Annotated in this window: 30 protein-coding genes and 8 pseudogenes; 10 read left to right on the forward strand and 28 right to left on the reverse strand. The window is 62.2% G+C overall.

The features are described from left to right. Nucleotides 1-5: 5 nt before the first annotated feature. The 6 genes and pseudogenes from ACVIW0_RS27260 to ACVIW0_RS27285 form a co-directional block, all read right to left on the reverse strand. Complete coding sequence (locus tag ACVIW0_RS27260) at nucleotides 6-719, reverse strand: hypothetical protein (protein WP_461355161.1); 714 nt, start codon at nucleotides 717-719, stop codon at nucleotides 6-8. After that, entirely contained in the window at nucleotides 716-1,132 is a 417-nt protein-coding gene (locus ACVIW0_RS27265; protein ID WP_461355162.1) for a phage holin family protein, read from the reverse strand. The genes ACVIW0_RS27260 and ACVIW0_RS27265 overlap by 4 nt, the downstream gene beginning before the upstream one ends. After that, the gene (locus tag ACVIW0_RS27270; protein WP_461355163.1) at nucleotides 1,129-1,701 is read right to left on the reverse strand and encodes a hypothetical protein; all 573 of its coding nucleotides are present in this window, start codon (nucleotides 1,699-1,701) and stop codon (nucleotides 1,129-1,131) included. Before ACVIW0_RS27270 ends, ACVIW0_RS27265 begins: the two co-directional genes overlap by 4 nt. 11 nt (nucleotides 1,702-1,712) lie before the next feature. After that, the gene (locus ACVIW0_RS27275) at nucleotides 1,713-2,663 is read right to left on the reverse strand and encodes a DUF3618 domain-containing protein (protein WP_461355164.1); all 951 of its coding nucleotides are present in this window, start codon (nucleotides 2,661-2,663) and stop codon (nucleotides 1,713-1,715) included. 132 nt (nucleotides 2,664-2,795) lie between these two features. Then, nucleotides 2,796-3,393, reverse strand: a pseudogene (locus ACVIW0_RS27280) (phosphatase PAP2 family protein). A gap of 72 nt (nucleotides 3,394-3,465) precedes the next feature. Further along, entirely contained in the window at nucleotides 3,466-3,960 is a 495-nt protein-coding gene (locus tag ACVIW0_RS27285) for a ferritin-like domain-containing protein (protein WP_461357435.1), read from the reverse strand. A 183-nt stretch (nucleotides 3,961-4,143) separates the two neighbouring features. Between ACVIW0_RS27285 and ACVIW0_RS27290 the strand changes: the two are divergent. Beyond that, nucleotides 4,144-4,650 (forward strand): annotated as a pseudogene (locus tag ACVIW0_RS27290) (manganese catalase family protein); the annotation flags it as partial. Between the two features lie 534 nt (nucleotides 4,651-5,184). After that, nucleotides 5,185-5,451, forward strand: a complete 267-nt coding sequence (locus ACVIW0_RS27295) for a hypothetical protein (protein WP_461355165.1) — start codon at nucleotides 5,185-5,187, stop codon at nucleotides 5,449-5,451. A 332-nt stretch (nucleotides 5,452-5,783) separates the two neighbouring features. Here ACVIW0_RS27295 and ACVIW0_RS27300 read toward each other — a convergent pair whose 3' ends face one another. The 6 genes from ACVIW0_RS27300 to ACVIW0_RS27325 form a co-directional block, all read right to left on the reverse strand. Further along, nucleotides 5,784-6,251: a hypothetical protein gene (locus tag ACVIW0_RS27300; RefSeq protein ID WP_461357436.1), complete on the reverse strand. Its 468-nt coding sequence runs from the start codon at nucleotides 6,249-6,251 to the stop codon at nucleotides 5,784-5,786. A gap of 182 nt (nucleotides 6,252-6,433) precedes the next feature. Further along, on the reverse strand, nucleotides 6,434-6,688 hold the full coding sequence (locus ACVIW0_RS27305; protein ID WP_461355166.1) for a hypothetical protein: 255 nt from the start codon (nucleotides 6,686-6,688) through the stop codon (nucleotides 6,434-6,436). A gap of 223 nt (nucleotides 6,689-6,911) precedes the next feature. Next, nucleotides 6,912-7,112, reverse strand: a complete 201-nt coding sequence (locus ACVIW0_RS27310; RefSeq protein WP_461357437.1) for a response regulator — start codon at nucleotides 7,110-7,112, stop codon at nucleotides 6,912-6,914. 400 nt (nucleotides 7,113-7,512) lie between these two features. Further along, the gene (locus ACVIW0_RS27315; RefSeq protein ID WP_461355167.1) at nucleotides 7,513-7,680 is read right to left on the reverse strand and encodes a hypothetical protein; all 168 of its coding nucleotides are present in this window, start codon (nucleotides 7,678-7,680) and stop codon (nucleotides 7,513-7,515) included. 165 nt (nucleotides 7,681-7,845) lie between these two features. After that, nucleotides 7,846-8,586 (reverse strand): sensor histidine kinase, encoded by a 741-nt coding sequence (locus ACVIW0_RS27320; protein WP_461355168.1) that lies wholly within the window; start codon nucleotides 8,584-8,586, stop codon nucleotides 7,846-7,848. Beyond that, on the reverse strand, nucleotides 8,583-8,789 hold the full coding sequence (locus ACVIW0_RS27325; RefSeq protein WP_461355169.1) for a hypothetical protein: 207 nt from the start codon (nucleotides 8,787-8,789) through the stop codon (nucleotides 8,583-8,585). The genes ACVIW0_RS27320 and ACVIW0_RS27325 overlap by 4 nt, the downstream gene beginning before the upstream one ends. A 273-nt stretch (nucleotides 8,790-9,062) precedes the next feature. On the opposite strand from ACVIW0_RS27325, the pseudogene ACVIW0_RS27330 reads away from it, so the two are divergent. Next, a pseudogene (locus ACVIW0_RS27330) lies at nucleotides 9,063-9,250 on the forward strand (3'-5' exonuclease); the annotation flags it as partial. A gap of 60 nt (nucleotides 9,251-9,310) precedes the next feature. Here the strand turns inward: ACVIW0_RS27330 and ACVIW0_RS27335 are convergent. The 5 genes and pseudogenes from ACVIW0_RS27335 to ACVIW0_RS27355 form a co-directional block, all read right to left on the reverse strand. Beyond that, nucleotides 9,311-9,490, reverse strand: a pseudogene (locus ACVIW0_RS27335) (DUF3606 domain-containing protein); the annotation flags it as partial. Nucleotides 9,491-9,770: 280 nt separating this feature from the next. Further along, nucleotides 9,771-9,938, reverse strand: coding sequence for a hypothetical protein (locus ACVIW0_RS27340; protein WP_461355170.1), 168 nt, complete (start codon nucleotides 9,936-9,938; stop codon nucleotides 9,771-9,773). Next, nucleotides 9,938-10,243: a hypothetical protein gene (locus ACVIW0_RS27345; protein ID WP_461355171.1), complete on the reverse strand. Its 306-nt coding sequence runs from the start codon at nucleotides 10,241-10,243 to the stop codon at nucleotides 9,938-9,940. Before ACVIW0_RS27345 ends, ACVIW0_RS27340 begins: the two co-directional genes overlap by 1 nt. A 34-nt stretch (nucleotides 10,244-10,277) precedes the next feature. Further along, complete coding sequence (locus ACVIW0_RS27350; protein ID WP_461355172.1) at nucleotides 10,278-10,691, reverse strand: ATP dependent DNA ligase; 414 nt, start codon at nucleotides 10,689-10,691, stop codon at nucleotides 10,278-10,280. Then, nucleotides 10,681-11,010 carry an ATP-dependent DNA ligase gene (locus ACVIW0_RS27355; RefSeq protein ID WP_461357438.1) on the reverse strand — a complete coding sequence of 110 codons (330 nt, stop codon included), beginning with the start codon at nucleotides 11,008-11,010 and terminating at the stop codon, nucleotides 10,681-10,683. The genes ACVIW0_RS27350 and ACVIW0_RS27355 overlap by 11 nt, the downstream gene beginning before the upstream one ends. On the opposite strand from ACVIW0_RS27355, the gene ACVIW0_RS27360 reads away from it, so the two are divergent. The 3 genes from ACVIW0_RS27360 (at nucleotide 10,930) to ACVIW0_RS27370 (ending at nucleotide 13,954) form a co-directional block, all read left to right on the forward strand. Beyond that, nucleotides 10,930-11,187: a hypothetical protein gene (locus ACVIW0_RS27360; protein ID WP_461355173.1), complete on the forward strand. Its 258-nt coding sequence runs from the start codon at nucleotides 10,930-10,932 to the stop codon at nucleotides 11,185-11,187. The genes ACVIW0_RS27355 and ACVIW0_RS27360 overlap by 81 nt on opposite strands. 524 nt (nucleotides 11,188-11,711) lie before the next feature. Continuing rightward, on the forward strand, nucleotides 11,712-13,391 hold the full coding sequence (locus tag ACVIW0_RS27365; protein ID WP_461355174.1) for a PHP domain-containing protein: 1,680 nt from the start codon (nucleotides 11,712-11,714) through the stop codon (nucleotides 13,389-13,391). Then, entirely contained in the window at nucleotides 13,391-13,954 is a 564-nt protein-coding gene (locus ACVIW0_RS27370) for an MOSC domain-containing protein (protein ID WP_461355175.1), read from the forward strand. Before ACVIW0_RS27365 ends, ACVIW0_RS27370 begins: the two co-directional genes overlap by 1 nt. 179 nt (nucleotides 13,955-14,133) lie before the next feature. Here ACVIW0_RS27370 and ACVIW0_RS27375 read toward each other — a convergent pair. Together ACVIW0_RS27375 and ACVIW0_RS27380 are read right to left on the reverse strand one after the other, a co-directional pair. Continuing rightward, a pseudogene (locus ACVIW0_RS27375) lies at nucleotides 14,134-14,555 on the reverse strand (hypothetical protein). Between the two features lie 15 nt (nucleotides 14,556-14,570). Beyond that, nucleotides 14,571-14,770, reverse strand: a pseudogene (locus ACVIW0_RS27380) (hypothetical protein). Nucleotides 14,771-15,030: 260 nt separating this feature from the next. Here ACVIW0_RS27380 and ligD point away from each other — a divergent pair. After that, nucleotides 15,031-15,978, forward strand: coding sequence for a non-homologous end-joining DNA ligase (ligD, locus tag ACVIW0_RS27385; RefSeq protein ID WP_461355176.1), 948 nt, complete (start codon nucleotides 15,031-15,033; stop codon nucleotides 15,976-15,978). Between the two features lie 27 nt (nucleotides 15,979-16,005). Here the strand turns inward: ligD and ACVIW0_RS27390 are convergent, their stop codons facing one another. From ACVIW0_RS27390 to ACVIW0_RS27405, 4 genes and pseudogenes are all read right to left on the reverse strand, one after another. Further along, a complete protein-coding gene (locus ACVIW0_RS27390) occupies nucleotides 16,006-16,830 on the reverse strand; it encodes a ribonuclease HII (protein WP_461355177.1) in 825 nt (274 codons plus the stop codon). A 212-nt stretch (nucleotides 16,831-17,042) separates the two neighbouring features. Next, nucleotides 17,043-17,461, reverse strand: a pseudogene (locus ACVIW0_RS27395) (hypothetical protein). Nucleotides 17,462-17,476: 15 nt separating this feature from the next. Next, a pseudogene (locus ACVIW0_RS27400) lies at nucleotides 17,477-17,676 on the reverse strand (hypothetical protein). Between the two features lie 62 nt (nucleotides 17,677-17,738). Beyond that, complete coding sequence (locus ACVIW0_RS27405) at nucleotides 17,739-18,782, reverse strand: hypothetical protein (protein ID WP_461355178.1); 1,044 nt, start codon at nucleotides 18,780-18,782, stop codon at nucleotides 17,739-17,741. A gap of 340 nt (nucleotides 18,783-19,122) precedes the next feature. Here ACVIW0_RS27405 and ACVIW0_RS27410 point away from each other — a divergent pair, with 340 nt between their 5' ends. The 3 genes from ACVIW0_RS27410 to ACVIW0_RS27420 all read left to right on the forward strand — a co-directional run bounded on the left by ACVIW0_RS27410 (nucleotide 19,123) and on the right by ACVIW0_RS27420 (nucleotide 20,375). Beyond that, nucleotides 19,123-19,491, forward strand: a complete 369-nt coding sequence (locus ACVIW0_RS27410) for a hypothetical protein (protein WP_461355179.1) — start codon at nucleotides 19,123-19,125, stop codon at nucleotides 19,489-19,491. Next, complete coding sequence (locus ACVIW0_RS27415; protein ID WP_461355180.1) at nucleotides 19,485-19,697, forward strand: hypothetical protein; 213 nt, start codon at nucleotides 19,485-19,487, stop codon at nucleotides 19,695-19,697. Before ACVIW0_RS27410 ends, ACVIW0_RS27415 begins: the two co-directional genes overlap by 7 nt. Before the next feature lie 177 nt (nucleotides 19,698-19,874). Beyond that, nucleotides 19,875-20,375 carry an SDR family NAD(P)-dependent oxidoreductase gene (locus ACVIW0_RS27420; protein WP_461355181.1) on the forward strand — a complete coding sequence of 167 codons (501 nt, stop codon included), beginning with the start codon at nucleotides 19,875-19,877 and terminating at the stop codon, nucleotides 20,373-20,375. A 415-nt stretch (nucleotides 20,376-20,790) separates the two neighbouring features. Here the strand turns inward: ACVIW0_RS27420 and ACVIW0_RS27425 are convergent, their stop codons facing one another. The 5 genes from ACVIW0_RS27425 to ACVIW0_RS27445 all read right to left on the reverse strand — a co-directional run bounded on the left by ACVIW0_RS27425 (nucleotide 20,791) and on the right by ACVIW0_RS27445 (nucleotide 25,665). Further along, nucleotides 20,791-21,042, reverse strand: a complete 252-nt coding sequence (locus ACVIW0_RS27425; RefSeq protein WP_461355182.1) for a helix-turn-helix domain-containing protein — start codon at nucleotides 21,040-21,042, stop codon at nucleotides 20,791-20,793. Nucleotides 21,043-21,762: 720 nt separating this feature from the next. Further along, nucleotides 21,763-22,656: a hypothetical protein gene (locus tag ACVIW0_RS27430; RefSeq protein ID WP_461355183.1), complete on the reverse strand. Its 894-nt coding sequence runs from the start codon at nucleotides 22,654-22,656 to the stop codon at nucleotides 21,763-21,765. 12 nt (nucleotides 22,657-22,668) lie between these two features. Next, complete coding sequence (locus ACVIW0_RS27435; protein ID WP_461355184.1) at nucleotides 22,669-23,769, reverse strand: hypothetical protein; 1,101 nt, start codon at nucleotides 23,767-23,769, stop codon at nucleotides 22,669-22,671. A 443-nt stretch (nucleotides 23,770-24,212) separates the two neighbouring features. Then, a complete protein-coding gene (locus ACVIW0_RS27440) occupies nucleotides 24,213-24,593 on the reverse strand; it encodes a hypothetical protein (RefSeq protein WP_461355185.1) in 381 nt (126 codons plus the stop codon). Further along, the gene (locus tag ACVIW0_RS27445; RefSeq protein ID WP_461355186.1) at nucleotides 24,583-25,665 is read right to left on the reverse strand and encodes a protein kinase domain-containing protein; all 1,083 of its coding nucleotides are present in this window, start codon (nucleotides 25,663-25,665) and stop codon (nucleotides 24,583-24,585) included. The genes ACVIW0_RS27440 and ACVIW0_RS27445 overlap by 11 nt, the downstream gene beginning before the upstream one ends. Nucleotides 25,666-25,887 lie beyond the last annotated feature (222 nt).

The following is a 25,887-nucleotide window of genomic DNA, read 5'->3' on the forward strand; positions in this document are numbered from 1 at the left end:
CCTGCTTAGGGCGACTTCACCTTTTCCCGTGCCGCATCCGCGGCATCCATGCCGGCCTGCTTCGCCCGATCGGCGGCTTCGGCGCCGACCGCGCCGAGTTCGGCCTGAAGCGTATCGGAGGCTTCGCGCAGGCTTTGCGAGACCGCGCCGGCGCGCGTGTTCAGATCGGCTTTGACGTCGTCGCTGAGCTCGCCCACCCATTCGTTCTCGAGGTCGGAAGGCCGAAACGCACCCGCGATGGCCGCGCCGATCGCCAGGCCAACCGCGCCGAGGACGAGCGGTTGCCGGTCGAGCATGTCGGCCAGCGATGATTGCGCCTTCGTGAGGGCCTCTTTTCCCGGGTTGCCGAGGTTCTCCCGCGCATAGGCGAGGCCTTCGTCGAACCGGTCTTTGATCGTGTCGGCAGCCCCGGACATGGCGTCGGAAGCTGCGCTACGCGCCTCGCGCACGGTTTCACTGAAGCCCATGGATCCGTCGTGATCCATTTCGGGCGCGGTCGGCGGCGCCGCCGTCTCTCGGAGGCCGGAAGCGGCCGCGCGAACATCACGAGCGCCGGCATCGACGATCGGAGAAGCCGTCGCGGAACGCGCCGCGCTCTTCAGTTTCTCGTCGCTGGCCAACAGCCACAGCGCGCCGCCGCCGATGAGCGCCGCGGCCAGCGGATTGTCCCGCACCGCCGCCACCAGACTATCGAAAAAACCTGCCGGCGTGCTGCTCATCGCACCATTCCCTTCACCGTATCCTTGTCCTTCTCAAGCTGCCGGATGGTCTCCTGCGGCGCGAGATTGCGGGCATCCAGCCGGTTGATGCCGATCGCGAACAGCACGCCGGCGATCACCATGGCCAGAATCGCCGACGCCAGATAGGCGAGCGCCTGCGACCAACCTGCAGCTATCAGCGCCGCCGACAACGCGAACAGCGCCATGACCAGGGCGGGGATCACCAGGACGGCGCCTCCCGCCATGAACACCATCGCGCCGCCGACCTTCTGGACCTTCTCGCCGAACTCTGCCTTGGCGAGATCCACTTCGTTCTGGAAGAGCTTGGCGAACTGGGACAGCGCGTCCCCGACCAGCGTCGAGATGGTCCGAAGATCGTTCTGGCTGGTTCTTATATCGTTCTGGATGCTCATGGCACGTTGCTTCGTTGTGAGGACGACGATTGCTCATTGCCCGGCCTAGTCGACGATGGCTGTGCGTCGGAGGCCCTGAGGAAGCGGACTGCCGCGAAGCCGGCAAGCACGGAGATCCCCAGGAACGCGGACGGCTGCCGCTTCGCGAAATCGGTCGCGGCGTCGACGAGGTCCCGGAAACTGCCGTCGCGGATTTTCTCGGCGGCCTCGTCGACATATTCGGCGGCGGAATTGATGCCGCGGGCGGCGAACGGCGCATTGGTCTCGAAGGCGCGGGCTGCTTCGCGAATGTCGTCGGCAAGGCGGCCGATGAAGTCCGCACCGGACTGCTGCTTGTCGCGCGCCTGGCTCCCGATCTGGTCCACCGTCCCGGACGCCACGTCCTTGGCGGCATCAGCCGCCTCCTTGAACTTGTCGCGCGCCATATCAGTCGACGTGTGGATGGCATCGCCGACGCGCTGTTTCAACTCGGCGCCGGCGTCCGCCATCTGCTCCTTCAGGCTCTGCGAGGAGCCGGTATTCTGGTTTTGCGTGAAATTCGTCTCTTTGGTCAGGTCCAAATCGCTCATGACGGTGTCTTTCAGGAGTTCGGGTTCGGGGAAGGAGTGAAGGCTGCCCTCACGACGTCGTCGGCAGCCTCCTTGAGCCTCTCGCTCAGGTTTTCCGTCACGCGGCTGGCATGCCCCCCGAGATCGGCCTCGCCGACGCTTCTCGCCGCCGCGTCGGCCGCCGACATCGTCGCCTCTTTGGCCGCCTCGAATCTGGATTGCGCGGCCTCGCCCGCAGCCCGTCTCACGCTGTCGCTCGCCGGGCCCATCGCCTTGGCTTCGGCTTTGGTCTTGGGAAGAGCCGCGGCAAGGATGGCGCCGATCGCGATGCCGAGACCCCCGATCAGGGCGGCGTTGTCGCCGATGACCTGACGGGCCTTTGCAGGCGCGACGGTCGCTGCGTCCTTGGCGGCGTCCGCCTTATCCTTGACTGCATCCATCCCGCTTTTCAACTTGTCGCCGAGGGTGCCGGTGGCCTGCGCCGCTCGCCTCCGCAGATCGTCCGTCGTGCTCGAGACAGCATCTTGCACTTCCTCGGCCATGCCGCTGGTTTGCCTCGGGGCCGAAACGAAGCCGTCACCGGCCTGATCGAACATTCCTCCCGCCTTTTCCATCACGGGCGCGGCTGCTTCCGCGGCTCGATCGCGCACCGTCTTCGAGGTCAGAGCAAGGCCTGCGCCGATCATCAGGAGAGGCAGCGGAAATCCCCGTGCCAGACGCAGCAGGGGGACGGTGACCGCAGTGCCCGCCGCCACCGCCTGCATCGGATTCTCCATGGCGTATTGCTTCAGCGCCTCGACCCAACTGGTGGTCTTGTCACTGATGTACCCGGAGACTTCGGACTTGATGTGTTGCGGCGACACCTTGTGGCGGAGGTCTTCGGCGGTGCCCGATATCCGCTCCCTCAACCGATCGACCGTGACGGCAAGTTCTGCGCGGCTGCGCTCGGACTCGCGCCTCAGCTCGTCCACTGATCGCGTCATGGCGTTACCCTCTTGGATCTTTGTTCGCTTCTTTCGGGACGAACTCACGCTTCATTGAATCGTTCCTTTGTCGCTGTCCCAATCGGCAAGCCGGACGCGTCCGCCGTCAGTTTTCAAGGGTCGGCGGATCGTCTATCGAAAGTCATTACCGACATAACCGGTCCAAAGCCGAAGGGTCCGTTCGAGAACCGCCCCGAGCGCGAATCCGGCGACGACATCACTCGCCCAGTGCGCCAGGACCACTATGCGTGTCAGCGAAAGTGCGAGCGCGAGCGCGCGGATCAACCGGCGGGCAAGGAGCCGGCCGCCGATGCCAAGGCTCCCATGTGCAGCGCGTGTCCGGAGGGGAACGCGTCCACCCGTTTCCCGGAGAATGGGATGCCGCGGAGTGCCCAACCACGGTCCGACGGTCTGGCCGCGTCTGGTCGAAGAACCCTTTCAGGGCATGGGGCAGCAGCGAGGCGGCGACGGTAACGAGCAGAGCATGGTTGCCGGCGCGTCGCAGCGTCTCGTTGCGGCCGCGCGAGGCAAGCCAAGCGACGCCTGCCAGCGCCAGAAGAACCTTCTCATCAGCGCCCCAGGTCAGGGTGCGGGCGACCACCTCCGGTACCGGTGCAGTGCTGCAGGCGATGGACCGTGCAATCGCAACATCCGGTTTGGTCGGCCGGACCTTCACCGGAAATCTCCGCCTCGCGATGAGGCGACGCTTTGCCGATTCAACCTTCAACATGGGCTCGCCGCATCGGAAGGTAAGTACCTCCCAACGCGCCGCCCGCCGCCAAGGTCCTTTCCGCGACGCTAATTACGCCGCCTGTTCGTGCGCGACGTAATCCATCGTGACCTTCGCCACATTGGCGTCGATCCAGGCGGCCATGCGCTCCTCTTCCCTCAACGACGCCTCGAGCGGAGCGCGTGCGGAATCCATGCCGGCCGCCGGGCAGAGGGCCAGCAGCGACTTGTAGGCGGCGATCTCGAAATGCTCGAACGCGTTGTTGGCGAAGGTATTCTTCAGGATCTCATCGCCCGCCATCGAATGAGCCATCGCCATCGCATTTGCCGCGAGCGACTGGGCCGTATCCTTGAGGGTGGACGTGCTCTCGCCGCATGCTTCCAGACATTGCTCCAGCCTCTTCAACTGCTCGTTCGTCTCCTGAAGGTGGGCGGCGACCTTCTGCTTCACCTCCGGGTACTCGTCCAGCCGCTCCGATTGCCGTTCCATCAGTTCGCGCGCCTGGGTCTCCATGGCATGCGCGTTCCTCAAGCCGACCACGAATATGTCGCGCGCTGTCTGTGTCATGTGTTCCTCCGCTGGTTTGCTGAAAGGCGAGAACATCGCCTGCGGAGCTACGTTCCTAATCGCGCGCGGCTGCGGCGTCTGTACGCAGTCCCCGCACGCCGAATCCTTGTGCCGCATAGGAAACAAGCCACGCGAGGCCGCCGTTCGCGGCCTGACCCACGTTTGATGAAGCGGAGTTCCTCCATGCACCACCACGTCAAGAAGCTGATGTTCACCGTCCGGGTCGATGAGCCGGACCCCCGCTTCGGCAACATGCTTCTCGAACTATTCGGTGGCGCCAACGGCGAACTCGCCGCCGCGATGCAATATTCCATCCAGGGCCTCAACTGCGAGGATCCCGATCGCAAGGACCTGCTGATGGACATCGGCACCGAGGAACTGAGCCATCTGGAAGTCGTAGGCACGCTGGCCAGGATGCACCTCAAGCCGTCGAAGTTCGACCGGCAGGCCGCGGAGGCCGATCCCCCGATCGCGGGCGGCGGCGGGGTGAACCTGTTCAACTCCCAAGGCAACGCCTGGACCGCCGACTACCTCAAGATCACGGGCGAGCTCGACGTCGACCTGCGCAGCAACATCGCCGCCGAGGCCCGGGCCAAGATCGTCTATGAGCGGCTGATCAATTTCACCGAGGACGCCGGCACAAGGGACGCCCTGCAGTTCCTGACGCCGCGCGAGATCACCCACATGAAGGACCGACTTAGCCTCGGACCTACTCGCCACGTTTCGGCTGCTTCGGGCTTCTCATGTCGAGCACAGAGATACGATCCGCAGAGAGCTGGGGATCTAATCTGCTCGGTTGGCGCGCGACCTTGATCTGCGTCAACCGCAACGAAATTGCATGGCAGAACGTAGGGTATGTCCGACTCCTACCAACAGACCGATAACAGGGATGTCAGACCGTCGCGCTTGACCGAGGCGCGCCGGATAATCGAGGAGTACGCTGCCGAGCTGCGTGAGATCATCAAGAAGCTCCGCGGCAAGTTGCATTAGGGCTACCCCTGTTGGTGGAATCCTTCATCCAACCCAGGAGGCTTCCTTTCAGGTGTTGTTCGATCGTTTCTGGAACAACGAACGTCGCGGCCGGCGCAGATCCTGGCGTTTTTCACAGGCAAATACGGAACACGGGGACAAACTCCAGTCCCGCGGATCGCGAATCCCTGACCCGTGCTAACCGGCCGGAACGAGCAGGCGGGCGGAAGGATTCGTCCGGCAGGAGCGATCTCGATGCTGATGACGAAGGAACGACGACCGGCGATCAGGACGCTGCGCGGCTGGGCGATCCAAGTGCTGCAAGAGGCAGGCGCCGTCCGCGAGTGCGAGGAGCACGGGTGGATGCAGGACCGTGCGGACCCGTACGCGCGCGAGCGAGCCTTCGACATCGCACGTCAGGATTCGCCGACCGGCTTGTCTCCGGAGGCGGCTGTCGCCGAGATCCGCGATGTTCTGGATTCGATCGGCGATTCCTGTCCGGAGTGCCCCTCCGACGACTAGACCCTCTCTTCTCTCGACCTGCAGCCAAACGGCGCGCGCAGGCGTGAGTTCGATCCACGCCAACGCGGCATGATCCATCTCTGCCGTTCGCTCCATCGGCCTCCACGGCGAGCTTCATCGCCGCCAACGCCTCACGCTCGGGGTCGTACTCGACGTTCATGGGCTAAAATATAATCGCGGATCGTAAACGATCCCGGAGGCGCTCCAACCGTAGGAATCCGGGGTCATGAAGGCTGATGACTCCCCAAGTCTCCGAAAGCGTCAGGCCATCCTGTGCAGCATCGGCCCTGCGCTGGCATAGTCGCTCCGATCAGAGCGCCTGCCGATTCGGACTACTTGCTGCGAAGCGACAGGCTGATGCGCGTGACGATGTCGTCCCAGTCGTGCTCTTCGCTGGCAGGGTAATTGATCAGCACGCAATGAACCATCTGGCCGACGAAGTTGCAGCGGTCGTACCAGACCTTGTCGCCTTTGTAGCTGGAAACCGCGAAGAACCGCGGCGTCACTCGCTTGTACTGAATGCGCGACGGTGGCCCCTTTTTCGCGAGGAATGCAGCTGGCGAATCGTTGGCGACGTTGGGGGCGGCTTGTACCGTGATATCGGCGCGCCCGTCGGCGGTCCGGAAGCGCTGCCCATATCCATCCGGTCGGCCCGCCTCCTCGGTAAATATCGAGGACGGGAAATCGACGGAGGTGCCGGTCTGAGGGATGCTGTAGGTCGTCCACCGGACCGGTTGCGCCGAGACGGCCCATGCGGAAGCTGCCAATGCAAAAGCGATCGCCCGTGCCGTAGCTCTCATCGAAATCTTCCTCCGACCTTCCCCAGCATTGCGCTGTTGCCGTTCCTTAAAAAAGGTGAACGGCCAACTCCGTTCCCGTAGACAGGCTGTCGAAGCACTACAGCGGTCCATCTTCCTCGACCGGGTCGTTCGACTCGAGCCACGTCAAGGCGGTCTCGATCTTGGCGATCAACCTCTCGATTTCATCCGGGCTCGTTCGGACCCGGATCGTTCTCCAGGCGCTCGAGCAGCTGTTGCTTTTGCGCAAGCAGGTTTGCCACCATCGACATCCACGTCCTCCAGCAGGCTTCTTCAAGGTTGTGCACTGGCGCGCCTCGTCCCGCCGGTGCGCTTCCTCTCAGAAGATTCCCAGGAGGACAAAAACCACGACCTCGCCGGAAGGCGATGGTCATGACGGCGACCGTGAGAACCATGTCGCCGATTGGCATGCTGGGCATTGGCTGCGGCTCCTGTTGCAGCCCCTGACCTGAATTCATGAGGGCATGAAAAAGTTTCGGTTCCGGGAGGCCGGTTGCGGATATAGGGTCCGCGTGGGGCAGGAATCGAGCGGGGGCGCTGGATGCGATTCCTTGAACTATCATGCTGGTGCGTAACCGCGGCGGGTCTGGTCGCCATGGTCGCGGTCGTTGCTCTGCTCTGAGCGGGGGCAAGACTGCTCCGTCAGAGAGGGGCCTGTCCCTTGTTGAGAAGCTGCGAGACAGCGGTGACGAGCTGGGCGGGGGCGAAGGACTTGGTCAGCAGAACGCTGTTGGGCACTCCGAGCCTCGCCCATTCGTCGGCGGCCGCCCCGGTCATGTAGACGACGGGAAACTCCGGATCCTGCTCCCGAACAAGACGCGCGAGGTCCCAGCCGCTCGTCATGCCCTCCAAGTTCACGTCCGTGACCAATGCCCGGGAATTCGTACAGGCCGCTTTTCAGAACGGTCGCCGCTTCTTCCGCCGACGACAGAATCTGCGGCCGGAAGCCGGCGTCGGTCAGCGCCACCTCCAGCATTTCCTGGATCTGGTAGTCGTCCTCGGCGACGAGGATGGTGAGAGATTGGGTCAACTTGCGCCCTGCCTCGGATCGCGGAGCCTACGCAGCGCGGACGACCAGGTTCCCTTGGAACTATTCAAAAGTGAACATTGTGGAGGTGGCGCTAAAACGATTGTTGGCCGCGGCCCTGACCTCGCGCGGTGGCCGCGCGCCCGGCGAGTTCCCCGCCTCCGGGGAATGAAGGTCTCACGCCGGCTCCATTGCCAATTCCGACGTCCTTCCCGACTACGACCGTTGCTCCGTCGGCCTGTCGAGATCGCGCAGACGCTCGATCAAGGATTCCAGAAAATCCGGCAGCTGCGGATCTGGGACGACATTCGAACGAAGGCGGTCGCCGATCTCCCGAACGATCGCAAGGGTGTGCCGGTGATCCAGATCGGCTGAGTTTTCCATGGCGTAACCTCAACGGAAAAACTTCGGTAGGACGGAATAGTTTCGCCGGCGAGCGCTTCTATCACTCGCTACGAGCGGCGAGGCCTCCTCGCCGCCCCTTGCGGCCTGTGACCAAGAGAACTGTGCTCGCTATTCGCTACTGCGCAGGTCGGAACAGGCCTGCAACTAGCGAGGCTTCGCCCGAACTCGGACGCGCAGACCGGCGTCGAGCCGTTCATAGGTGATCTCCCCCTCGAGCTGTTCGGTGGGAAGCTGGACGATGCGCGAGCCAAGTCCTCCCGGTTCGCCGGCGGCCAAAAGTCCAACCCCGTTGTCGGAGACCAGGAGTTCTATGCCATCGGTCTTCGAGAGCTCGATGGTGACGTGACCCGCAGCCTCGTTCGGAAAAGCGTACTTGAGCGCGTTGGTGACGAGCTCGTTGGCGATGATGCCGATCGCGAGCGCTTTGTTGTGCGGCAAGGAGAAGTCGCCGCAAACCACCTGGAAGGCGACGGGCCCAGATGATGCCAGAGACTGGAAGACCTTTTCGACGACGTCGTTCAGGAAGTATCGCATGTTGACCAAGCGGGAGTCCTGCTTGACCGAGAGGTGGTCGTAGACCTCGGCCATCACCTGCAGCCTGGTCGCCTCCAGCGCGGCGGCGGCCTCGGGTCCACCGTGCCTCGCCTCCAGCCGGATCATCCCGCCGAGGATCGCCAGGTTGTTCTTGGTCCGGTGCGCCATCTCCTGCAGTAGCAGGGCTTTGGTCTTGTCGGCCAGCATCACGCGCCGAAGCTCCGCCCGCTGGAATTCGGCGACGGTGGCGGTCCCCGCCGCGGTAATGGCGAAGAGCGAATTCGTGGCCAGGAAATCGAGGCCGATGCCGCCCGCGTAGCTGACGTAGGCGCCGACCCCGACGGCGATCACGGCGGCGAAGATTCCCGACCCCGATCGAAGATCAGGCCGGACAGGAACACGCCGGGAAGCAACAGGAAGTACCCCGGCGCGCCCGTCTGCATCTGAAGCGCGATCTGCAGGACGGCGCAGACGAGCATGATGCAGGCCGAGATGCCGTACCGGACGAGGATCGGAAGCCGATGCTCCAGTACAAGCGGATATAGCCTGTTCATGGATTTGAAACCGCCGACGGAAAGGTGAAGTTCCCTCACTCGTGCAGCAGTTCGGGACGTCGGTCGCCTAAGCCGACGGCTGCGAGGCATTGTCGCATAGACCACGGGAAGTTGAGACGCCTCATAGCGAACCAATGCACCGGTCGTATAGTTGATTCCATACCTAGCGGCGTGCGCGCGCCGGTGCTGTTACGGTTGCAGAGACCCGGACTCCTAGGCACTCCGGGCTCCGCTCCCAGTTTGCGACCGAGGCGACCGCACCACGCCGTGACCAGGCCGACGCTGTGCGTCTGGGCGGAGCAGACCGCATTCGAACTCAAGGACTCGCTGAAGAGGCGCGGCTATCGCTCGACGACGGCAGCGACGGCAGGCCGAAGTCTTGGTTCAGAGACGTCGACGAGACCGCGCTCGACGACGAGCTCGCGTTTCTGCGGACCGAGATCTACATGCAAGACGTTTAGCCAACCGTGCAGAGGCTGACCGCATTTACACGGTTCTCCGGCCGCATCTGAGACGACCTGCCGGCCGAAACGCTTCTCGACCCGCTTGCGGCTGTTGCCGACCTTCTTGACGGTCTTCTTCACCGCCGAGGCCGAGCGCCCGGTCTTCTTGGCTTCGTACCGGACTTCGTAGTCCTGCCCCTTCGCGACCCGGGCGCGATCCTGTTTGCGTCCACGCGCCGTCTTCTTCGCTGCGGCCATCGGCTTACTCCTGTTGAACTGATGACGTTGCAACGCCGGAAGGATCGCGGGTTCCGTGCGTCAGCTGCAGTACGCGGATCAGTCGCCATAAGGATGACGAGAAACGATGGGAGCCCATCCGTCGAGCAGCAGACCGTCCCACGAAACGACCCCCCAACATCCCATTTCGACGCGTGCTCGCGGTACATCCGACCCCAATGAGGGCTCCATTCGATGATCTGGTCGTTGAGACCATCGTGCACGCGACACGGCATATCGGGATCGAACGTGTCCATCGAGTTCATGCCGGATGCCCAGGATCGACGTCCTTGGGCGTCTTCTTCTCCCGCTGAGGTGTCATCGTCGCCGGACTTTCCTTGCCGGGTACGCCGCGCGGACCCAGTTGATCGCGCTGAATGTCGTCCTCGGAGCGTTGGGGCTCCACGCCAGTCGTGGACTTCTCAGGCATCATTCCATCCGCGCCTTGTCTTTCAGGTCACGGATTCGGGTCTCGGCCTCTTCCTTCGAGGTGACAATCTCTGATTCATCCGGCACCCGTGCGATCGCGCTGAGCCTCTTGAGCTCGGCGAGTTGTTCTGCAGTCGGTTTTTCCATCTTCGAATCCTTGAGTGCCCGCACGACTGCCTTGTCGTCGAGCACATCCAGCAGCTGGTTTATGGTTTGCTCGCAATCTCTGGGGCCAGGCTCGACATACCGGGCCAGGATGCCCTGAGCGTCTTCCAACGCCTTCGCAATTCGTTGTTCCGGATCCATGACCGGTACTCCACATACTCACGGGAAAACGCCGCTATGAACGGCCCGTTCCTTTGCTCAGCCCCTTGAACGAACTGGCCCGGAGGAGCCCTTCGGAGGTGAAGTCGCGGTACTCGACGTCAGCATAGAACTTTGGTTCGACCCACGTCGCCTTCGGCTTTCTGATGGTCTTCGTCAGCCTCTGCTTCGGGCTGACTACGGTATCCAGCGCCTTGCGGATCTGCGCCGAGGTGGTCCGGCTCCATCCCGTGCCGACCTTCCCCATGTAGACGAGGTCCTTACCTTCCTGCTTGCCCAGATAGAGGGCGGCGACGCCGGATGGGTCCTTGATGAAGCCGACCACGGGAAACTTGCCCTTCTGAACGACCTTGATCTTCTGCCAGGCTTCGACCCGCTCCGATCGGTATGGCGCGTCCACGCGCTTTGAGACGATGCCCTCATAGTTCAACTTGCTGACGGCGACGAACAGGTCGGCCCGTCCCCTTCGTGGTGCTCGCTGAAGAAGATGGGCTCCTCGAGCTGTGACCGTCGATTAGTTCCTTGAGCAGCCTCTTCCGCTCAAGCTGAGGCTCCCCGCGCAAATCCTTGCCGTCCAGCCACAGCAGATCGAACGCGAAGTAGATCAGCCGGTCCTGATCGCCTCTGCCTAGGTCTGCCTGTAGCTCGGAGAAATTGGTGCGACCCTCATGTATGACAACGACCTCGCCGTCGACGATGGCTTGGCCTTCGATATCGAAGGCGGTGGCAATCCTCGAAAACTTGCTGATCCAGTTGTAGCCGTTGCGGGTGTAGGCACGGCGATCGTCCCCGTCGATCCGGAGCTAGATGCGGTAGCCGTCGTATTTGACTTCGTGAATCCATCGAGATCCCGAAGGTGCCTTCATCTTCAGGGTCGCCAGCTGGAGCCCGATAAAACCCGGCATTGTAGGGACCTCCGGCTCTGAGGCCCCAGACGCCTTCGTACGCTTTTGCCACGCTACGCCACTCACAAAAAACCCGCCGCCGGAATGGGGCCGACAGCGGGCAGTCTACCTACCTTACTCAACGAGTCTCGCAACTTCGCAGGCTGGGAGGAGTTCCGACCCCCGCTTTCGAATATCGCGGCCGGGCACGCGTTATCACGGTGCAGTGCCGAAAAGGCCCATCCCTACCGTATCGAACTCCGGTCGATAGCGGGCGTTTACCCAGTATGTCAGACGCATTCGATTACTTTCGGGCCTACGCGGTGCGAGCTCTCTGCAAAGCTAGATCCATGCCGCGGGGCAGGACGAAGCATCTGCAGCTGGTGGCCGGACGGATCTACAATGTCCTCAAAAAGGAAGCTGCCTACGGACCCAATATCCAGCACCTGAACGATTTCCGCGCAGCCCAGGAGCTTGAGAGCTCTCTCGATCGCCAGCCAAGTGACCGCCCCGGCGGTCGCCTTGCTCCAATGGCGACCCAAAGCGCGGACCGGGAGGCTCGCTGAATGCCAGCGCTCGACGCTCGCGGTGTGGCAAGTCTCCTGCGAGAGTACGCGCAGCGCACCGCCTTGCGAGGCGGTAATCCCTACCGGGCAAAAGCCTACTCGCGGGCTGCCGACAGTCTGGCGGCTCTTGCCGTCCCTCTGGACATGCTCATCGCCGAAGACCGTCTTACGGAGATCCCTGGCGTCGGCGACGCGATAGCCGACATCATCACCAAGCTTCACAAGACGGGCACTCATCCGAGCCTGGAAAAGCTTCGCAAGGAAATACCCGCTGGCGTGCTTGGACTGCTGGCTGTACCGGGTTTGCGGCCCGAGAAGGTGCTACGGCTCTACCAGGATCTCGGCATCACCTCGCTCGCGGAATTGGAAGCCGCGGCGAAGGACGACCGCATCAAGAAGGCCAAGGGCCTCGGCGCCGCGCTGCAGGCCAAGATCCTGCAGAACCTGGCGATTGCGAAAAGCGGAGAAGGCCGCCTTCACCTGCACCGAGCCGCCGCCCTGCTCGCGCACGCAAAGGAATCCATCCGCAAGGCCCGGCCTGAGCTCAAGCGCATAACGATCGCCGGTGATTTCCGTCGCGGCTGCGAACTCGTCGGCCACCTCGCAATCGTTGCGGAGGCTCCCAAGCCGGACAAGACGTCGATCCCGTCGGCCGAAGGACTGCAAGTCCGGGTGTCCGACCGCGAACATTTCGGTGCCGCCCTTCTCTTCGCCACCGGCTCCGCCGCTCACATCGAGCAGCTCCAAGCCTTAGCCGCCGAGAAGGAGATGCGGTTGGACGCTGACGGCCTGCACAAGGGCCGCACGCTGGTCGCCAGCGAGGAGGCCGAAATCTACCAGGCTCTCGGGCTGCCCTTCATCGATCCCGAGCTCAGGGAGGGCCGCGGCGAGGTCGAGCTGGCCTTAAAGGGCAAGTTGCCAAAGCTTGTGACCGACAAGGACCTGCGCGGAATCCTGCACTGCCACACCGATGCTTCCGATGGGACAGAGACGCTAGAGACCATGGCGAAGGCGACGCGCCAGCGCGGGTTTGAGTATTTCGGTGTTGCCGACCATTCCAAGTCTGCGCACTACGCCGGCGGTCTCTCCTTGGAGGAAATCGCGCAGCAGCACCTCGAAGCCGACCGGCTGAACAAACGCTTCGGCAAGGACTTGCGGATCCTCAAAGGCATCGAGTCCGACATTCTGGCTGACGGGTCGCTCGACTACGACGACGAGGTACTTGAACGTTTCGACTTCGTCGTCGCCAGCATCCACGGTCGCTTCAGGCTGGACCGCAAGGCGCAGACGCAGCGCCTTCTGCGGGCCATTTCCGATCCTCACACGACCATCATCGGCCACATGACCGGGCGGCAGCTTCAGCGACGGCCGGGATATGAAATCGATGTCGAGAAGGTGCTTCGAGCCTGCGCCAAGCATGACGTTGTCGTGGAGATCAACGCCCACCCATGGCGACTCGACCTGGATTGGCGCTGGCACCAGGCCGCCCTCGAATTTGGCTGCATGCTGAGCATCAATCCGGATGCGCACTCCATTCCCGAGCTCGACCACATGCACTGGGGCGTCGACATGGCCCGCAAGGGCGGCGTCCCGGCCGACCGGGTCCTGAACGCGATGACGCTACCCGAGATCACGCGCTACCTTCGCCAGAAGCGGCGTGCGCTCGCGCGCGCTGCCTGATGTCGAACGCGCTCGACCTTGCGCTTGAGGGAAGGGTGATTGCGGTGGCTGCCGATCGCGGGCACCACTTCAGCAAGCCGCCACGGGATCAGATCGTTCTGGTGGAAGGTCATGGTGTCGAAGGTGACGCCCACGCCGGTCCGTTTGTCAGGCACCGATACCTCGCCCGTCGTCGCCCCCGGCTTCCCAATTTGCGGCAGGTTCACCTGATCGCATCGGAGCGATTTGCGTACCTCCGGGAAGCTGGCTTCGCGGTCGCAGCGGGAGACCTCGGCGAGAATATCACCACGGCCGGACTGGACCTCGAACTGATGCCGCTAGGGACGCTGATCGAGTTCGGGCCCACGGCGATTATCGAGTTGACAGGCCTCCGCACGCCCTGTGTCCTGATCGACCGCTTCCGAGCTGGCCTGAAACGGCACGTGCTGTCGTCGGCGGAAACGAGGTCTCCATTCAAATGCGGGGTACTGGGAGTGGTTCGGGCCGGTGGAGCGGTAGCGGCCGGCGACAGCGCGCGGGTTCGCCTCCCGTCCACCTCTTTTGAAACCTTGCCGGCGCTGTAGGAGCCCGGTGCACAACTCGGCCGATCGATGGCCGAATCGAAAAACGCCCGGTAAGTCGGGCTGACATGGCCGCAAACAAGGTAACGGCGGTACGCTTGGGGCTGGGGGAGCAATCGACGGTCCGGGACTATCAAGCCGCCCAGCTTCGCTGGCGGCTTTTTCTTTGGCTCGACCATCCCTCAAGAGGCATTCGCCCTGGCTCGTTCACGGGCCTCACGGCGACGCTCCGGCGCTCACGGCGACGCTTGGCACGATCAGCGGGCTGCCGCAGAGGAGGAACGTCCGTCGCGACCTCCATTGCAGCTGTAGTCTCCTCGAACACCGACGGCTGGCTCGGGTCGGGTGCAGCAGGAGGGGCTTCCATGAACTCAAGCGCCGCCCGTCCTTTGGACGTGATCTTCCAACCGCCCCTGCTGCGTTCGACCAGCCCTTGTGACCAGATGTCGAGATCCGGAACCCGCGCCGCGAGGCGTCTGGTCCGGTCCGCCCAATCGCGTCCGCTGGTCGCCAGGATGGCCATGTCCCTCTTGAGGTCCTCCATCGCGGCAAACCCATCCGGATATGCCACCAGGATCTTGAGGACGGTCACCTGGAAGTTCACGCCCGCTCCTCCGGATCAGCGCCACATCGTGGGCGCGTGCGAGAGGGCATCGCGACCGACCTGCTTAGCGCCTCCGGAGAAATCTTGCCCCTGGTAGCGGCCTCCAGAATTTTCGAGGCGACGTGGGTACGTGCACCGATCTCGCGCTGCGAGACGCATTCGCAGACTTCATCGAGGACCGCGCGCAAAAGCGCGGTGGTTGCCGTGTCGAACATGAGGTGCCCCCAAGAGGAAAGTCCCATCCTAACCGGTCTTGCCGGCTTGTGGATTCAGGAATGTTAAACTTCGCGGCAAGTACAGCTTCGAACTGGCGAGCAGAATTGTCACAACGGTCGCTCAGAGCGCGGGCAGCGCAGCCGGTGGCGTTGCACGCCCTGGCTTTGGGACCTGGGCTCGGCCATCTTCTTCAAGTGTCGCACGGAACTCACGATACATTCCACTCGTTCCTGCCCATCTCTCTTCCCGTCGTCCAGCCATGGCCCGCAAATCAACTCTGCCTCGCCGCCTGCAGCCCATGCTGGCCACGCTGACAGATTCGCCCTTCGACGATCCCAATTGGGTCTTCGAGGACAAATTCGATGGTTTCCGCATGGTCGCGGAAATCCGGGGTGGTCGGGTCGCACTCTACAGTCGCAACGGGAAGATCATCAGCCACTCCTATGTCGAGGTCGCGAAAGCACTTGAAGGCGTGAAGGCGGACGCTGTCATCGACGGCGAGTTGGTCGCGATCGGAAAGGACGGCGTATGCCATTTCCAGTTGCTTCAGAACGCCCTGCGCCATGAGGCTAAGCTCTTGTACTGTGCGTTCGACCTCATGTTCACAGACGGCGAGGATCTGCGTGCGCTGCCGCTCCTCGAGCGCAAGAAGCGGCTCAAGGCAATCCTGCCGCGTCACAAGCTGATCGCGTTCAGCAACCATCGCAAAGGTAATGGCACAAAGTTCTTCGCAGAAGCCGAACGGAGACATCTCGAAGGCATCATGGCCAAGCGCGCCGACAGCCAATACGCGTCTGGACGCCGGACCGCCGACTGGCTGAAGGTGAAGACCGCGCAGCGGCAGGAGGTTGTGATAGCTGGCTTCACGGCGCCGAGGAGAACCCGGCCCTTCTTCGGCGCTCTCGTGCTAGCGGTACGCGAAGACGATGCATGGCGGTACATAGGCCACGTCGGCACCGGCTTCAGCCACCAGGCTCTGGAAGAGCTTCACGCCAAGCTCATGAAGCTCAAAACGGCAAAGTCGCCGTTCCCAGCCAAGGTGAAGGATGAGCGGGTCACGACTTGGGTGCGTCCTGCGTTGGTCGCAGAAGTGAAGTTCGCGGAGTGGACCAGCAAGGGCGAGTTGCGCCAGCCGGTCTATCTCGGACTGCGGTCTGACAAAAAGGCCGCGGACGTCGTTCGCGAAAAGAGCTGGTCGCGAAAATAACTCCGAGAGAAGCGGACGACTTGGAATTCAGCCGGCTTCGCGCTCGGATGCCGAAGGCCATGGCGGCAGGGGCGGCAAGCCGAGAGCCTTGCGTACAGGTCCGAACGACCGCCGGTGAGCAGCGCATGCGCCAAGCCTAGCAAGCGCTTCATAATGGGCCGGCACCGGGTAGCCCTTGTGATCCGCAAATCCGTAGCCGGGGTGACGCACGTCGAGCGTCCGCATAACTGCGTCGCGCTCGACTTTCGCGAGAATGGAGGCGGCGGCGATGCTGGCGGACTTGGCATCGCCTTTGATGATAGCCTGCTGAGGAATATCAATTTCCTTCAACCGCTTCGCATCGATCAGCAAGTGCTGCGGCGTCACCCCTAGTCCCCGGACTGCGCGCTGCATGGCTTGGATGCCTGCCCAATAGATGTTGATCGCGTCGATCTCCTCGACCTCGACGAACGCCACACACCAACTGACTGCCTTTTCCTTGAGCTCCTTCGCGAGTTCTTCGCGAGCCGCAGGGTCAAGTTTTTTCGAGTCGTCGATCCCAACTATGCGCGTGCCGGGTTTCAGGATCACGGCGCCAGCGGAGACCGGTCCGGCGAGAGGACTCATTCCGGCCTCGTCCACGCCTGCCACGGCGAAATGGCCGCTTTCCCAGAGAGAGGTCTCGAAGCGAAACATCTTGCGGAGGCGCTGCCCTTCGGATCTATTTCCGAAGCGGCGTTTATCGATTGCAGCCAAGATGGCACGCGCTCCCGCGCGGCTGTCGGCGCGCAAGATCTGCTCCACGTTAGCCTCGAGTGGCCTTTTCTCGACGACATAGCGCTGACGCAAGACGTCGAGGGAATATTGGGTCATAGCGGACTTGGTGAAAGCCTGACTGTCGAGGATCGTGTCGGTGAACTTTGTGGCGATTGTCTGGTAGCTTACCGCCCCATTATCCGCGAAGAGCCCCTTCGAAAGGAACCCGATCCGCTCTCACTAAGCTTCGGATATTTTGCGCTACCACCGACCTATTAGCGGAACGAACTCATGTATTCGTCCTTGCGCCTTTTTTGGCCGAACTGACCTCACGAGGCGTTAGCCCTCGCTCGTTCACGGGCCTCGCGGCGGCGTCCTCTGCGCTCGCGCCGCCGCTTGGCACGCTCGGCCGCCTGCCGCAGCGGAGGAACCGGCATTTGTTCTATATTCGGTAGGGTGATCTCGCTGATAGCCATCCCTTGGATTGGCTCCGGCATCGGCCCGGCTTCCATGAACCCAGCACTTCCCGCCCCTTGGAAGTCAGCCTCCATCCGCCGCTGATGTGTTCGACCAGCCCTTGCGACCAGATGTCGAGATCCGGGACCCGCGCCGCAAGGCGCCTGGTCCGATCCGCCCAATCGCGACCGCTGGTCGTCATAATCGCCATGTCCCTCTTGAGGTCCTCCATCACGGCAAACCCTTCCGGATAAGCCGCCAGGATCTTGAGGACTGTCACCTGGAAGTTCACGCCCGCTCCTCCGGATCAGCGCCACATCGTTGGCGCGTGCGAGAGGGCATCGCGACCGACCCGCTTGAGAGCTCCGGAGCAACCTCGCCCCTGGTTGCAGCCTCCAAAATCTTCGAGGCAACGTGGGTACGTACACCGATCTCGCGCTGCGAGACGCATTCACAGACTTCATCGAGGACCGCGCGTAAAAGCGCGGTGGTTGCCGAGTCAAACATGGGCTCCCCGTCCAGGAAAGCCCCATCGTAACCGGTTTGTCCGGGTTTGGGATTCAGACATGTTAAGCTTTGCCTGCGATAGACCCGGACGGAGGCAGCAGCGGCGCAGCCGGCGTGCCAAGGTGGGCGGCGATCGCCTCAATGCAGCGGGCGTGCTCTGCCCGTCTCGCCGCGAAGGCCCCAAGGTCGGGATCCGACTTGAGCCTGTATCCGGCCGCAGAAAGCCGCCTGCAGACAGCGTCGACCTCGAACGTGGTCGGTCGGGCGCTTCTTGGCTCGAGGCCGATCAGCCCAGCAATAGCTCGGACGAGACGCAGTCCCTCGTCGCGCAACAGGACGGCAGCTGCCCGGCTCTTCGGATCGTCAATCAGAAGTTCGAAGATCAGCGCGAGGTCCATGAGGGTGCCCAGCGCGCCTGGCCAGCCGGCGCCGGTGCCGACCGACCGGAAGTAGATCAGCGAGGGATGGGAAGCGTGGCTCTGTAGTATGGAGGCGCACCAGTCCCGTCCGTCGTACAAGGTTCGCTGCATCTCCTCGGGAGCATCGAGTTCCGCGTAGCGCTCCAACATCCCGAGCGCCGAGGGCGGCTGACCGGAGGTGGTGGTGATCTTGAGGACGCCGCGATCACGCCGGGAAATGCCGTCCTGCACCTCGATCAAGTATGTCACCGCCATGGTGAGCACCGCCAGACCGCAGATTCCCGCAGCGACCAGCACCCAGTGCGCGGGCCCGTACGCCTCAATGCCCGACAAACCGACGGTGGCGAGCGCACTGCCCGCGATGAAGGCGGCCTGTTCGAAACTGTCGGCGGGCGGCGAGAACCAGTTCCCGAGGCCGTGAGCGATAAGGCCGAAGCCGATCAGCAGCAAAGACATCCAGGTAACGAAGGACGCCATCAGCACGGACGGAGCGAAGCTGGTCGAGACTCCCGTTTTGCCGCGCCGCAGCCGCTTCCATAGTGGGAGCATCGCGAAGAGAAGTCGCCGCCCGACGCGCAAGGTGCCTCTTGATTCGCCGGGCACCACCACGGTGTCGAAGACGTCCCGCAGCGAGAGACTGACGATCCCGATGCCGGCAACGAGCTCGATGATTTGGCGGATCAGCACGCCCCACCACCGGCCTGCATGCGATCGAAAACCTCGCTGCGCTGGGCATCCCAAAATATCATCGACCTGAACGGGGGTGAACTCTACCGGTTCCTCATTGGAGGCTAGGACGTAGGAACGAAAGGTCCGGAGGTGGCTTGATCGCAAAAGGAGTGACGACATGAAGCTCTTCCGATTTGCCCTACTCGCCGCTGTTCTCGTTCCCATCGCCGCATTCGCCCAAGGCGGAGGTGGAGGCGGCGGTGGCGGTGGCGGATCCGCTGGCGGTGGTACCAGCGGTGGCGCCACTTCAGGTGCTGCAGGAACGGGCTCAACATCTGCTGGGGCAGGATCTGCGGGCATGTCCGCGACAGGAACGAACGGAAATGCGCAGCCCGCGACAGGGGCGACCGGAAGCCCAGGACCTAGTGGAAACGCGGCGACCGGCAACACCAACAACCAGACGACCGGCAACACGAATGGTCTCGCTACCGGCCAACTCCCCAATCTGCCGACAGGGAACGGGCTCAGCACAGGACCAACGCCGGGGACGAATACGGTCGGCACGGCGGCGCCGTCAGGCGCTTCTGGCACCAACCCACAGAACGCCGCGCCTGCGGGCGGTATCGGCAAGCCCACAACTACGAACGAGCGGGACAGCGACGCCAAGATCGATCGCGAGAATAACAAGGCCGACAAGACAGTGGGAAAGATTTGCAAAAATTGCTGAAGGTCATGTCGTCAACATCGGCTGTCTTAGTAGCCGCGCTCGCGCTGGTTTATTCTGCAGAGGCCAAGAGCAAAGGACACAACCATCCCTCGGCGATGCCAGCGGTCGAGCAGCGGACGATGGATAAGGCGACCGGCGCGCCGTCGCGCGATCCATCCGACATTGCTTTAGAAAAGAAGATCAAGAGCATCTGCCGAGGCTATTAGCTCAGAGCGGCAGAGAGGCGTCGGAGGTCCAAAGGCCAAGTCGCTACAACGTATTCAAGTAGGACGCACTATCCGGTCGGGTGATCGTCGGATGGCGCGCCCGGGACCAAACACTGCGGCGACAGGAACGGCGTTCGTGCTTGCCAGTTTGGCCTCCGCCAGCACGGGAGATGTTCAATGGCCGACCATGTTCGACGCGGATTCATGAAGGTCGCCGCCGCAGCGACAGCGTTTGCCGTCGCCTCTTCCGCTGCCGCTCAAGACCGGACGGACGACGGCCCGCGAGAGCTGGAGGGTAAGGCGATGCCGGAACCGCCTGCAGAGCGCAATGCCGGTCCGATCAGAGCTGGGCGAGGCTCAGTGCTGCAGGAAAAGGTCGCCGTCGTTACCGGGGCCGCCCGGGACATCTCGGGACCAGTTTCACCGGCTTCGAACGCCGCGCCGGCGACGCCGGAAGATCTCGACACGACCGTGCGGATGGTCAAGCAATTCGGGAGGCGCAGCGAGGGGATCAGAGCTGACATTCGCGATATCGGCGCGTTGCGGCAGATTGCAGACCGCATCGAGCGGGACTACGGCAAGATCGATATCGTCGTTGCCAACGCGGCTATCCAGCGCTGGATGCCGCTCCTCGAGATGCAGGATTCGGACCGGCGCGACGTCATCGAAACAACCTGAATGGCACGGCGAACACGGTGATGCCGGTCGCGCCCTGCTTTTTTCCCGGGCATTTTGAAGGCAAATCGCTCCGCCCCACCATCCGCCCCACCTCTGGGCAGACCAGTCTCCCGGTTAGCCGGCCCTTTTGGGGGTGTCACAGCCCGGAAAAGTAGGTCGAGACTGCGAAGTTCCACGTCGCTAGGCGAACTGACCACCGGAAAATGGGTGACGATCGGAAGCACCGCGCCGGGTGCCAGCGGCGCTTCGGGCAGCCCTCGGCGTTTGCAAGCTGCGAGAGATCAGCTGCGGGTCAGGTATCCATTTCCGTTCGTACGATCCTGACAATAAGACCGAATCGACCGCCCACAGCCCGAGATTCAACGCTTCAACGCTCTCCAACAACACGTGGCAAAGGGCTCGCGGAAAGTAGCGGTTAGACTGACATAGTCGTACCCAAGAGCGCGATGAGCGATCGCACAATCACCAGACGTCGGCGACCAACCGTTGTGGTGACGAGCTCGCCGGATCCTATTAGCTCGTAGACCTTTGTGCGCCCCAAGCCGGTTACTTCGCAAGCTTCGTCGATCGTACAGCTGAGGCGCTCAGCAAACGGGAAAGTCCTCCCCTCTCGATGACTCGCCGGCGGTGGTGCGGCCTTCGTTAGTCTTCCTTCATCGTTCTTCAATTTGCTACTCCTTATAGTCTTCTATGTCGCGAGAGCAGACGTAAGACTACAGCGCGCCGCGAGGATCGCTTCGGGTTGATACAAAGCGAACAACGACGAAGCTTCAACGGATCTGGAAAATCGCCCGGAGCACTTGAGGCCATTGCAATCCAGCCCGCCCAGGTGCACGTCACACTTGGGCAAGCTACCACACGTGTGATGAAGCAGTACAAATGGACGTGAACAGCTGGACGAGGTCGCCGAGACGAAGCGCTTGACAGTCAACCGCTCATAACGGTCTCGTTGCAGGTTCGAGTCCTGCCGGGCCCACCAAGAGGATCAATAGCTTACTGAGTTCTCATTGCTCCTAGCGCGGCGGCCGCACCAGATACGTGCGCTTTTCGTTCGTGCGCAAAGTTTGCGAGGGCGTCGGGCAAATTCGCACAGTACCTGGAATATCGATTGCTTTCCCGCCAACGGAGAAATGGCGGGCGGCAGGCGCTTTCCACACGGTCTATGGCGGCGAAACCGGATGTCGTCCGCTCTACCCAAATGTGCTAACCGGCGAGTGGACCTTCGGCTTCGGGCCACAACCTTACTTGGCACCATTTAGCGGAGTGGACGAAGGTCTCTGCAGGTCGAAGAGCGATCTTAGTGTCCGGCGGCCCCACGACGGGAGGGTGCCAATACCATCGCTTTCGCCGAAACCGGCTGTTGACACTAGTTGTCAGGCAGAGTCGATCAAGGAAAGCGCCACGGGGGACCCGGCGGATAAAGATTCCAAGGCCAATTGAACGGGCTGACGGGTCCTCGTTTTTTGCTCACCGCCAAGGCCGTCAGAAATTGCCCGGCATGGTAGAGCACCGCGGCATGGTCCTCCATGTCCGGAGATGGTGGTTGCGCTGCGTTGCCATCTGCGGCCATCATCTTCCGGTATTCGCTGCGATGCTGGGTGCGGACCTCGACCGTGCGGAAATCCCGCTCCTTGGCGCGCGAGACGAATATTTCACGGACCGACACGCCATCGTTGATGATCTGGTACCCGTTCTGCAGGGTCTCGAACGGCTGCGACACCTTGTTGAGATGATCGAACGGGACCGATCGCGGCTGACGCCAGGCTTCAAAAAATGATGGATAGACGAAGTTGCTGACGGCAATATCGTCGATCTCGTATTCCTCGCCTTCGACGGCGTCGCACATCTCATAAGCGTAGAACCTGCCGTCGCCGCCCTGCGCCCAGAGCGTGGCGCCGGGATCGATCAGCATTTCGAGGAGTTCGTGGGACGCCGTCGTGCTGACCTTTTGGCCGGCCGCCAGCGTCGTGTTGACGAACACCTTGGAGATCGGCTGACCATCCTTCGTGAGGTCGTGATAGCCGAGCGCATTGGCGGCATCCGCATCGTCCAGGAAGATGATCTGCCATTCGCCGGCTTTCGGCTCGGCAGTGACATACAGCTCGGCAGGATAGCCCCAGACGGGTACGAAATGCTCCTCCAATTGCCTCGTGAGCGCCGCAACAAGCTTGTCGAGCGGTACGCCTAGCGGAGTAGTGGCCTTGTTGACGAACGCGATTGTTGGAAATCTACCTTTGCTGATCGCAGCCCACTTGGCGGCAGTCTTGGGCGTTCGCGCCATATCTCTTCTCCACTATCGAGACAGAATGAATTGAACTTCCCTGCTCTGCAGCTGATCGACCGCAGAAACGGCAATTTCTTGGGCCCGGGTGCGGATCTGGGCTGTCACGGTCGTTCCGACAATGGTCTTGGACTTCGCAATTCGCTTGCCTCCCGCAGTCACGACCACGGGAGACGGAAACTGGAAATTATGCAGCGCGGCCGAGCTCACCACGCCTGCCGGCTCCAGCGCCAAGGCGACATACACCTTGTGGGTATCGGTGCGCTGCACAGAGCCTTTCACCATCGCGTCCGCGAACTGGAAGCGGCTGCCGACCGGCGCGAAGGTCACCTTTGGCGTGCCCGAGAAGTCGACGGTCGTCGTGAATGTCAGCTTGTCGGTGAAGGTCGGCGCCGTTGCGGCGACGTTACCGGCTTTTGAACCGTCGGTCGCCGTGACGTTCGTGAAGGAGTTCAGTTCGAAGAATGTCTTGAGCGTCTCGTAGACGCCGATATTGCCCGCGGCGGGATAGAGATAGTTCGGGCCAACCAGCTGCTCGGCTCCGCAATAAGGGACGCCATATTGCGGCTTGCTCAGGCTCATCAGCAAGTCGCCAAGCGTATCGGTCAGAGTGAACACCCGTTCGTTCTGCCGCTCGCGATTGGCGTCGGCCGAGATCCCGAGCGTGAAGTTGTTAGCCCATGGCCCAACCAGGTTCACGGTGGTGCCGATATTGTTTTGCACATCGCCGGTGAGATCAAAGCTGTAGGCGACCGCGGTCGTGTAGATCATCGTGAGATAGTTGCGCACCTCGGCATAATACGGCCCCGCAAACAGGCCCGGCCGGAACGTGCTGATGTCTTGGGAGCCGCCTTCGTCATAGAGCGCCAGCAGCTGCTTGGCCCTGGGGTCGCCCGCCGCGTAAGGACTGTCGCTGCCGAACTGCCGCAGGAAGCCGATCACATGCGCTTTGGCGGCCGTGCGAGTTTCGCAGCGGATCTGCCGAGCGATCTGATAGGTGGTGGCGCCCGTCACGTCATCCGGCACCGGATGGATCGCACACCCCATCAAGCCCAGCACTATACCGAGCGAGGCAAAGCTTCGCCCGGCGCTCAAAATGCGCCCGTCCTTCATGAAATCACTCCCTAAAATAAGGGAGAACATAGCAGACAGCACACGCTCTGGCTGTATCCGGAACGCAACAACTTAATGTTTTGCTAACCGACCCTCTAACGGCATCCGAGCAGGGGCTCGCGCGGTGCAACCGGCGACGGCGGGCGCCGAACCTCTCAGGCGTCAGCCCGCTGTGGCGGCGGGGCCGTGAAAGTCGGGGGCAGAAGTGAGCTCATCTGGGAGCCAATCAAGCTTGATGAAGCCCGCCCGGCGGTCAGTGCAGCATAAAGCCTCCGGGGCTCGTCGGGAACGTCAGCTGGACATTGAGCGCCTTCTTAGAGTAGCGACGTGACACCGATGCCGTGCCCCCAATCACTCCGGCGAGCCATCCTGTCCCCCAAAAGCTATCGTCGCGCAAGCACCCCTGCGAGAATAGTCGGTTCGTCCTGAATATCACCTCCGGGCTAGTCGTCATCGTCGCCATCAACGACCCGGTCGGCGTGGCGCGGAATGTAATCTCGGAACACCTCCTCGCCCACTTTCTCGTGGCGAGCATCATAGGTTTCCGGAGCAAGGTTGTAGGGCGAGCGCGTGCTGAAAATCACGAATGAGCCCTTGAGATAACGCAGTAGGCGCTTGGCGCCGGGTGGAAGCGGACGGCCGTTGAACTCGCCATTCTCCCAAGCATCTGGTGTCACATATTCTCCCGCTCTGATCTCACAGAGTTGTTCGTGATAGCCATTGGATGAAACGTAAGCACCATTGGTACCCGATGCGCTGATACTTTCAGCCTCAAGCCGAAAATAGTTCCAGAGCGATCCATTACCAAAGGACTCAAAGGTCAACTTCTTCGGTCGCAGGATGGTTGGAATGCCGGAATAGAGCTTGATGAAACCGGGCTCTGCGGAGAGAGAGAGAGATCCCGCTCACCGTCATGCCGCCGCCGTCGGAAAAAAACATGTGGTTGAGAGACGGCGTGCGAGAGGCCAGACGCAGCGCGCTGCAAATGTCGTCAATGCCGCTCCAGCTCGCTCGGTTCGGCGAACCGTGCGGGAAGAGCTGGGTCTGGATTTCAACCCATTCCTGCAGATTGCGGCGGTGGAAGTCCTCCGCCATGGCCAGCCAATCGGCCAGGCACGACCTCACGGCCAACATCGACGGGCGTACGGCCGGGTCGTTGTCGGCGCATTCGGCGAGAAGTCCGTCGAGCGGGGGGCTAAAGATATCGCGATAATAGAGGCTCAGTGCGAGCGGACCCGCGGCTGAGTATTGCCCGTCGAAGCCGTAGGCCTGCCCTGTCAAGATGATCCACAGGGTCTTCGCAAAGGAATAGACGTCTGCCGGGCCACCGAGCGCTTTTGATGGCTCACGGCGCATCTCGGGGGCCATTGTATATTTTGGGCCGACATCGCCGCGCGGCGGCGTGATGTCCTCGCGCGCCGGATACTTGACGAGACCGAAGTCGGAAAAGCATAGACGGCCGTTCAACACCAAAAGGTTGGGAGGCTTGATGTCGCGGTGATGAATGCCACGGTCGTGGAGCTCCGCGAGCGTTTGTGCCAAGGGGACGAAAGCCGCGACGATTTCATCAGCTTTCCGATCGCGAAGTACCGACGAAGTGGGTTGTGCGAGCGGCATCACAAACCAGCGTGGCCCTTTGTCGGGGTTGTGTGGCAGCTCGGCTTCGAGCAGCGGCACGATCCCTTCGATATCGTCGGCCATCTTGAGCGCTGTGATTTCTGCAGTAAGCCGGGCCAAAGTGGTGGCACTGAGCCTTTTTAGCTTTTTCAACGCCCGATCCGGCTCTCCGGGACGCGAAACGCGCCAAACGACACCGTTTCCGCCGCCCCCGATTTCCTCTTCCAGGGTCCACTGGCCAACCTTGTCCCCGACAAACAGGCGTGCAGCTTTGCTCATATTTCGTCGTCAACCATCCGACAGCAGGTCTTCGAAAGGTCAGTGTTAGCATATTGGCTCGTCCGGCCATGTGAGACGGCTTGGGCTTTGGCTTCGGATGCGGTCACCTACCGACGCTCTGTGCATGCGGACCACGTACCGGTTCCCTCCGTCTTTAGTCCTCGTTTTTGGTCATGGAGACTAGGAGGCGCATCGACGAGATGGCGGCTAAACCGAAGTCGA

The organism is Bradyrhizobium sp. USDA 4454, assembly GCF_054822705.1.

Coding starts and splice junctions, on each gene's coding strand:
- ACVIW0_RS27260 (WP_461355161.1), bottom strand. CDS start 719: ATGAGCAGCACGCCGGCAGGTTTTTTCGATAGTCTGGTGGCGGCGGTG.
- ACVIW0_RS27265 (WP_461355162.1), bottom strand. CDS start 1,132: ATGAGCATCCAGAACGATATAAGAACCAGCCAGAACGATCTTCGGACC.
- ACVIW0_RS27270 (WP_461355163.1), bottom strand. CDS start 1,701: ATGAGCGATTTGGACCTGACCAAAGAGACGAATTTCACGCAAAACCAG.
- ACVIW0_RS27275 (WP_461355164.1), bottom strand. CDS start 2,663: ATGACGCGATCAGTGGACGAGCTGAGGCGCGAGTCCGAGCGCAGCCGC.
- ACVIW0_RS27285 (WP_461357435.1), bottom strand. CDS start 3,960: ATGACACAGACAGCGCGCGACATATTCGTGGTCGGCTTGAGGAACGCG.
- ACVIW0_RS27295 (WP_461355165.1), top strand. CDS start 5,185: ATGCTGATGACGAAGGAACGACGACCGGCGATCAGGACGCTGCGCGGC.
- ACVIW0_RS27300 (WP_461357436.1), bottom strand. CDS start 6,251: ATGAGAGCTACGGCACGGGCGATCGCTTTTGCATTGGCAGCTTCCGCA.
- ACVIW0_RS27305 (WP_461355166.1), bottom strand. CDS start 6,688: ATGCCCAGCATGCCAATCGGCGACATGGTTCTCACGGTCGCCGTCATG.
- ACVIW0_RS27310 (WP_461357437.1), bottom strand. CDS start 7,112: ATGACGAGCGGCTGGGACCTCGCGCGTCTTGTTCGGGAGCAGGATCCG.
- ACVIW0_RS27315 (WP_461355167.1), bottom strand. CDS start 7,680: ATGGAAAACTCAGCCGATCTGGATCACCGGCACACCCTTGCGATCGTT.
- ACVIW0_RS27325 (WP_461355169.1), bottom strand. CDS start 8,789: ATGAACAGGCTATATCCGCTTGTACTGGAGCATCGGCTTCCGATCCTC.
- ACVIW0_RS27340 (WP_461355170.1), bottom strand. CDS start 9,938: ATGCCTGAGAAGTCCACGACTGGCGTGGAGCCCCAACGCTCCGAGGAC.
- ACVIW0_RS27345 (WP_461355171.1), bottom strand. CDS start 10,243: ATGGATCCGGAACAACGAATTGCGAAGGCGTTGGAAGACGCTCAGGGC.
- ACVIW0_RS27360 (WP_461355173.1), top strand. CDS start 10,930: ATGTATGACAACGACCTCGCCGTCGACGATGGCTTGGCCTTCGATATC.
- ACVIW0_RS27365 (WP_461355174.1), top strand. CDS start 11,712: ATGCCAGCGCTCGACGCTCGCGGTGTGGCAAGTCTCCTGCGAGAGTAC.
- ACVIW0_RS27370 (WP_461355175.1), top strand. CDS start 13,391: ATGTCGAACGCGCTCGACCTTGCGCTTGAGGGAAGGGTGATTGCGGTG.
- ligD (WP_461355176.1), top strand. CDS start 15,031: ATGGCCCGCAAATCAACTCTGCCTCGCCGCCTGCAGCCCATGCTGGCC.
- ACVIW0_RS27390 (WP_461355177.1), bottom strand. CDS start 16,830: ATGACCCAATATTCCCTCGACGTCTTGCGTCAGCGCTATGTCGTCGAG.
- ACVIW0_RS27410 (WP_461355179.1), top strand. CDS start 19,123: ATGTCCGCGACAGGAACGAACGGAAATGCGCAGCCCGCGACAGGGGCG.
- ACVIW0_RS27420 (WP_461355181.1), top strand. CDS start 19,875: ATGGCCGACCATGTTCGACGCGGATTCATGAAGGTCGCCGCCGCAGCG.
- ACVIW0_RS27430 (WP_461355183.1), bottom strand. CDS start 22,656: ATGGCGCGAACGCCCAAGACTGCCGCCAAGTGGGCTGCGATCAGCAAA.
- ACVIW0_RS27435 (WP_461355184.1), bottom strand. CDS start 23,769: ATGAAGGACGGGCGCATTTTGAGCGCCGGGCGAAGCTTTGCCTCGCTC.
- ACVIW0_RS27445 (WP_461355186.1), bottom strand. CDS start 25,665: ATGAGCAAAGCTGCACGCCTGTTTGTCGGGGACAAGGTTGGCCAGTGG.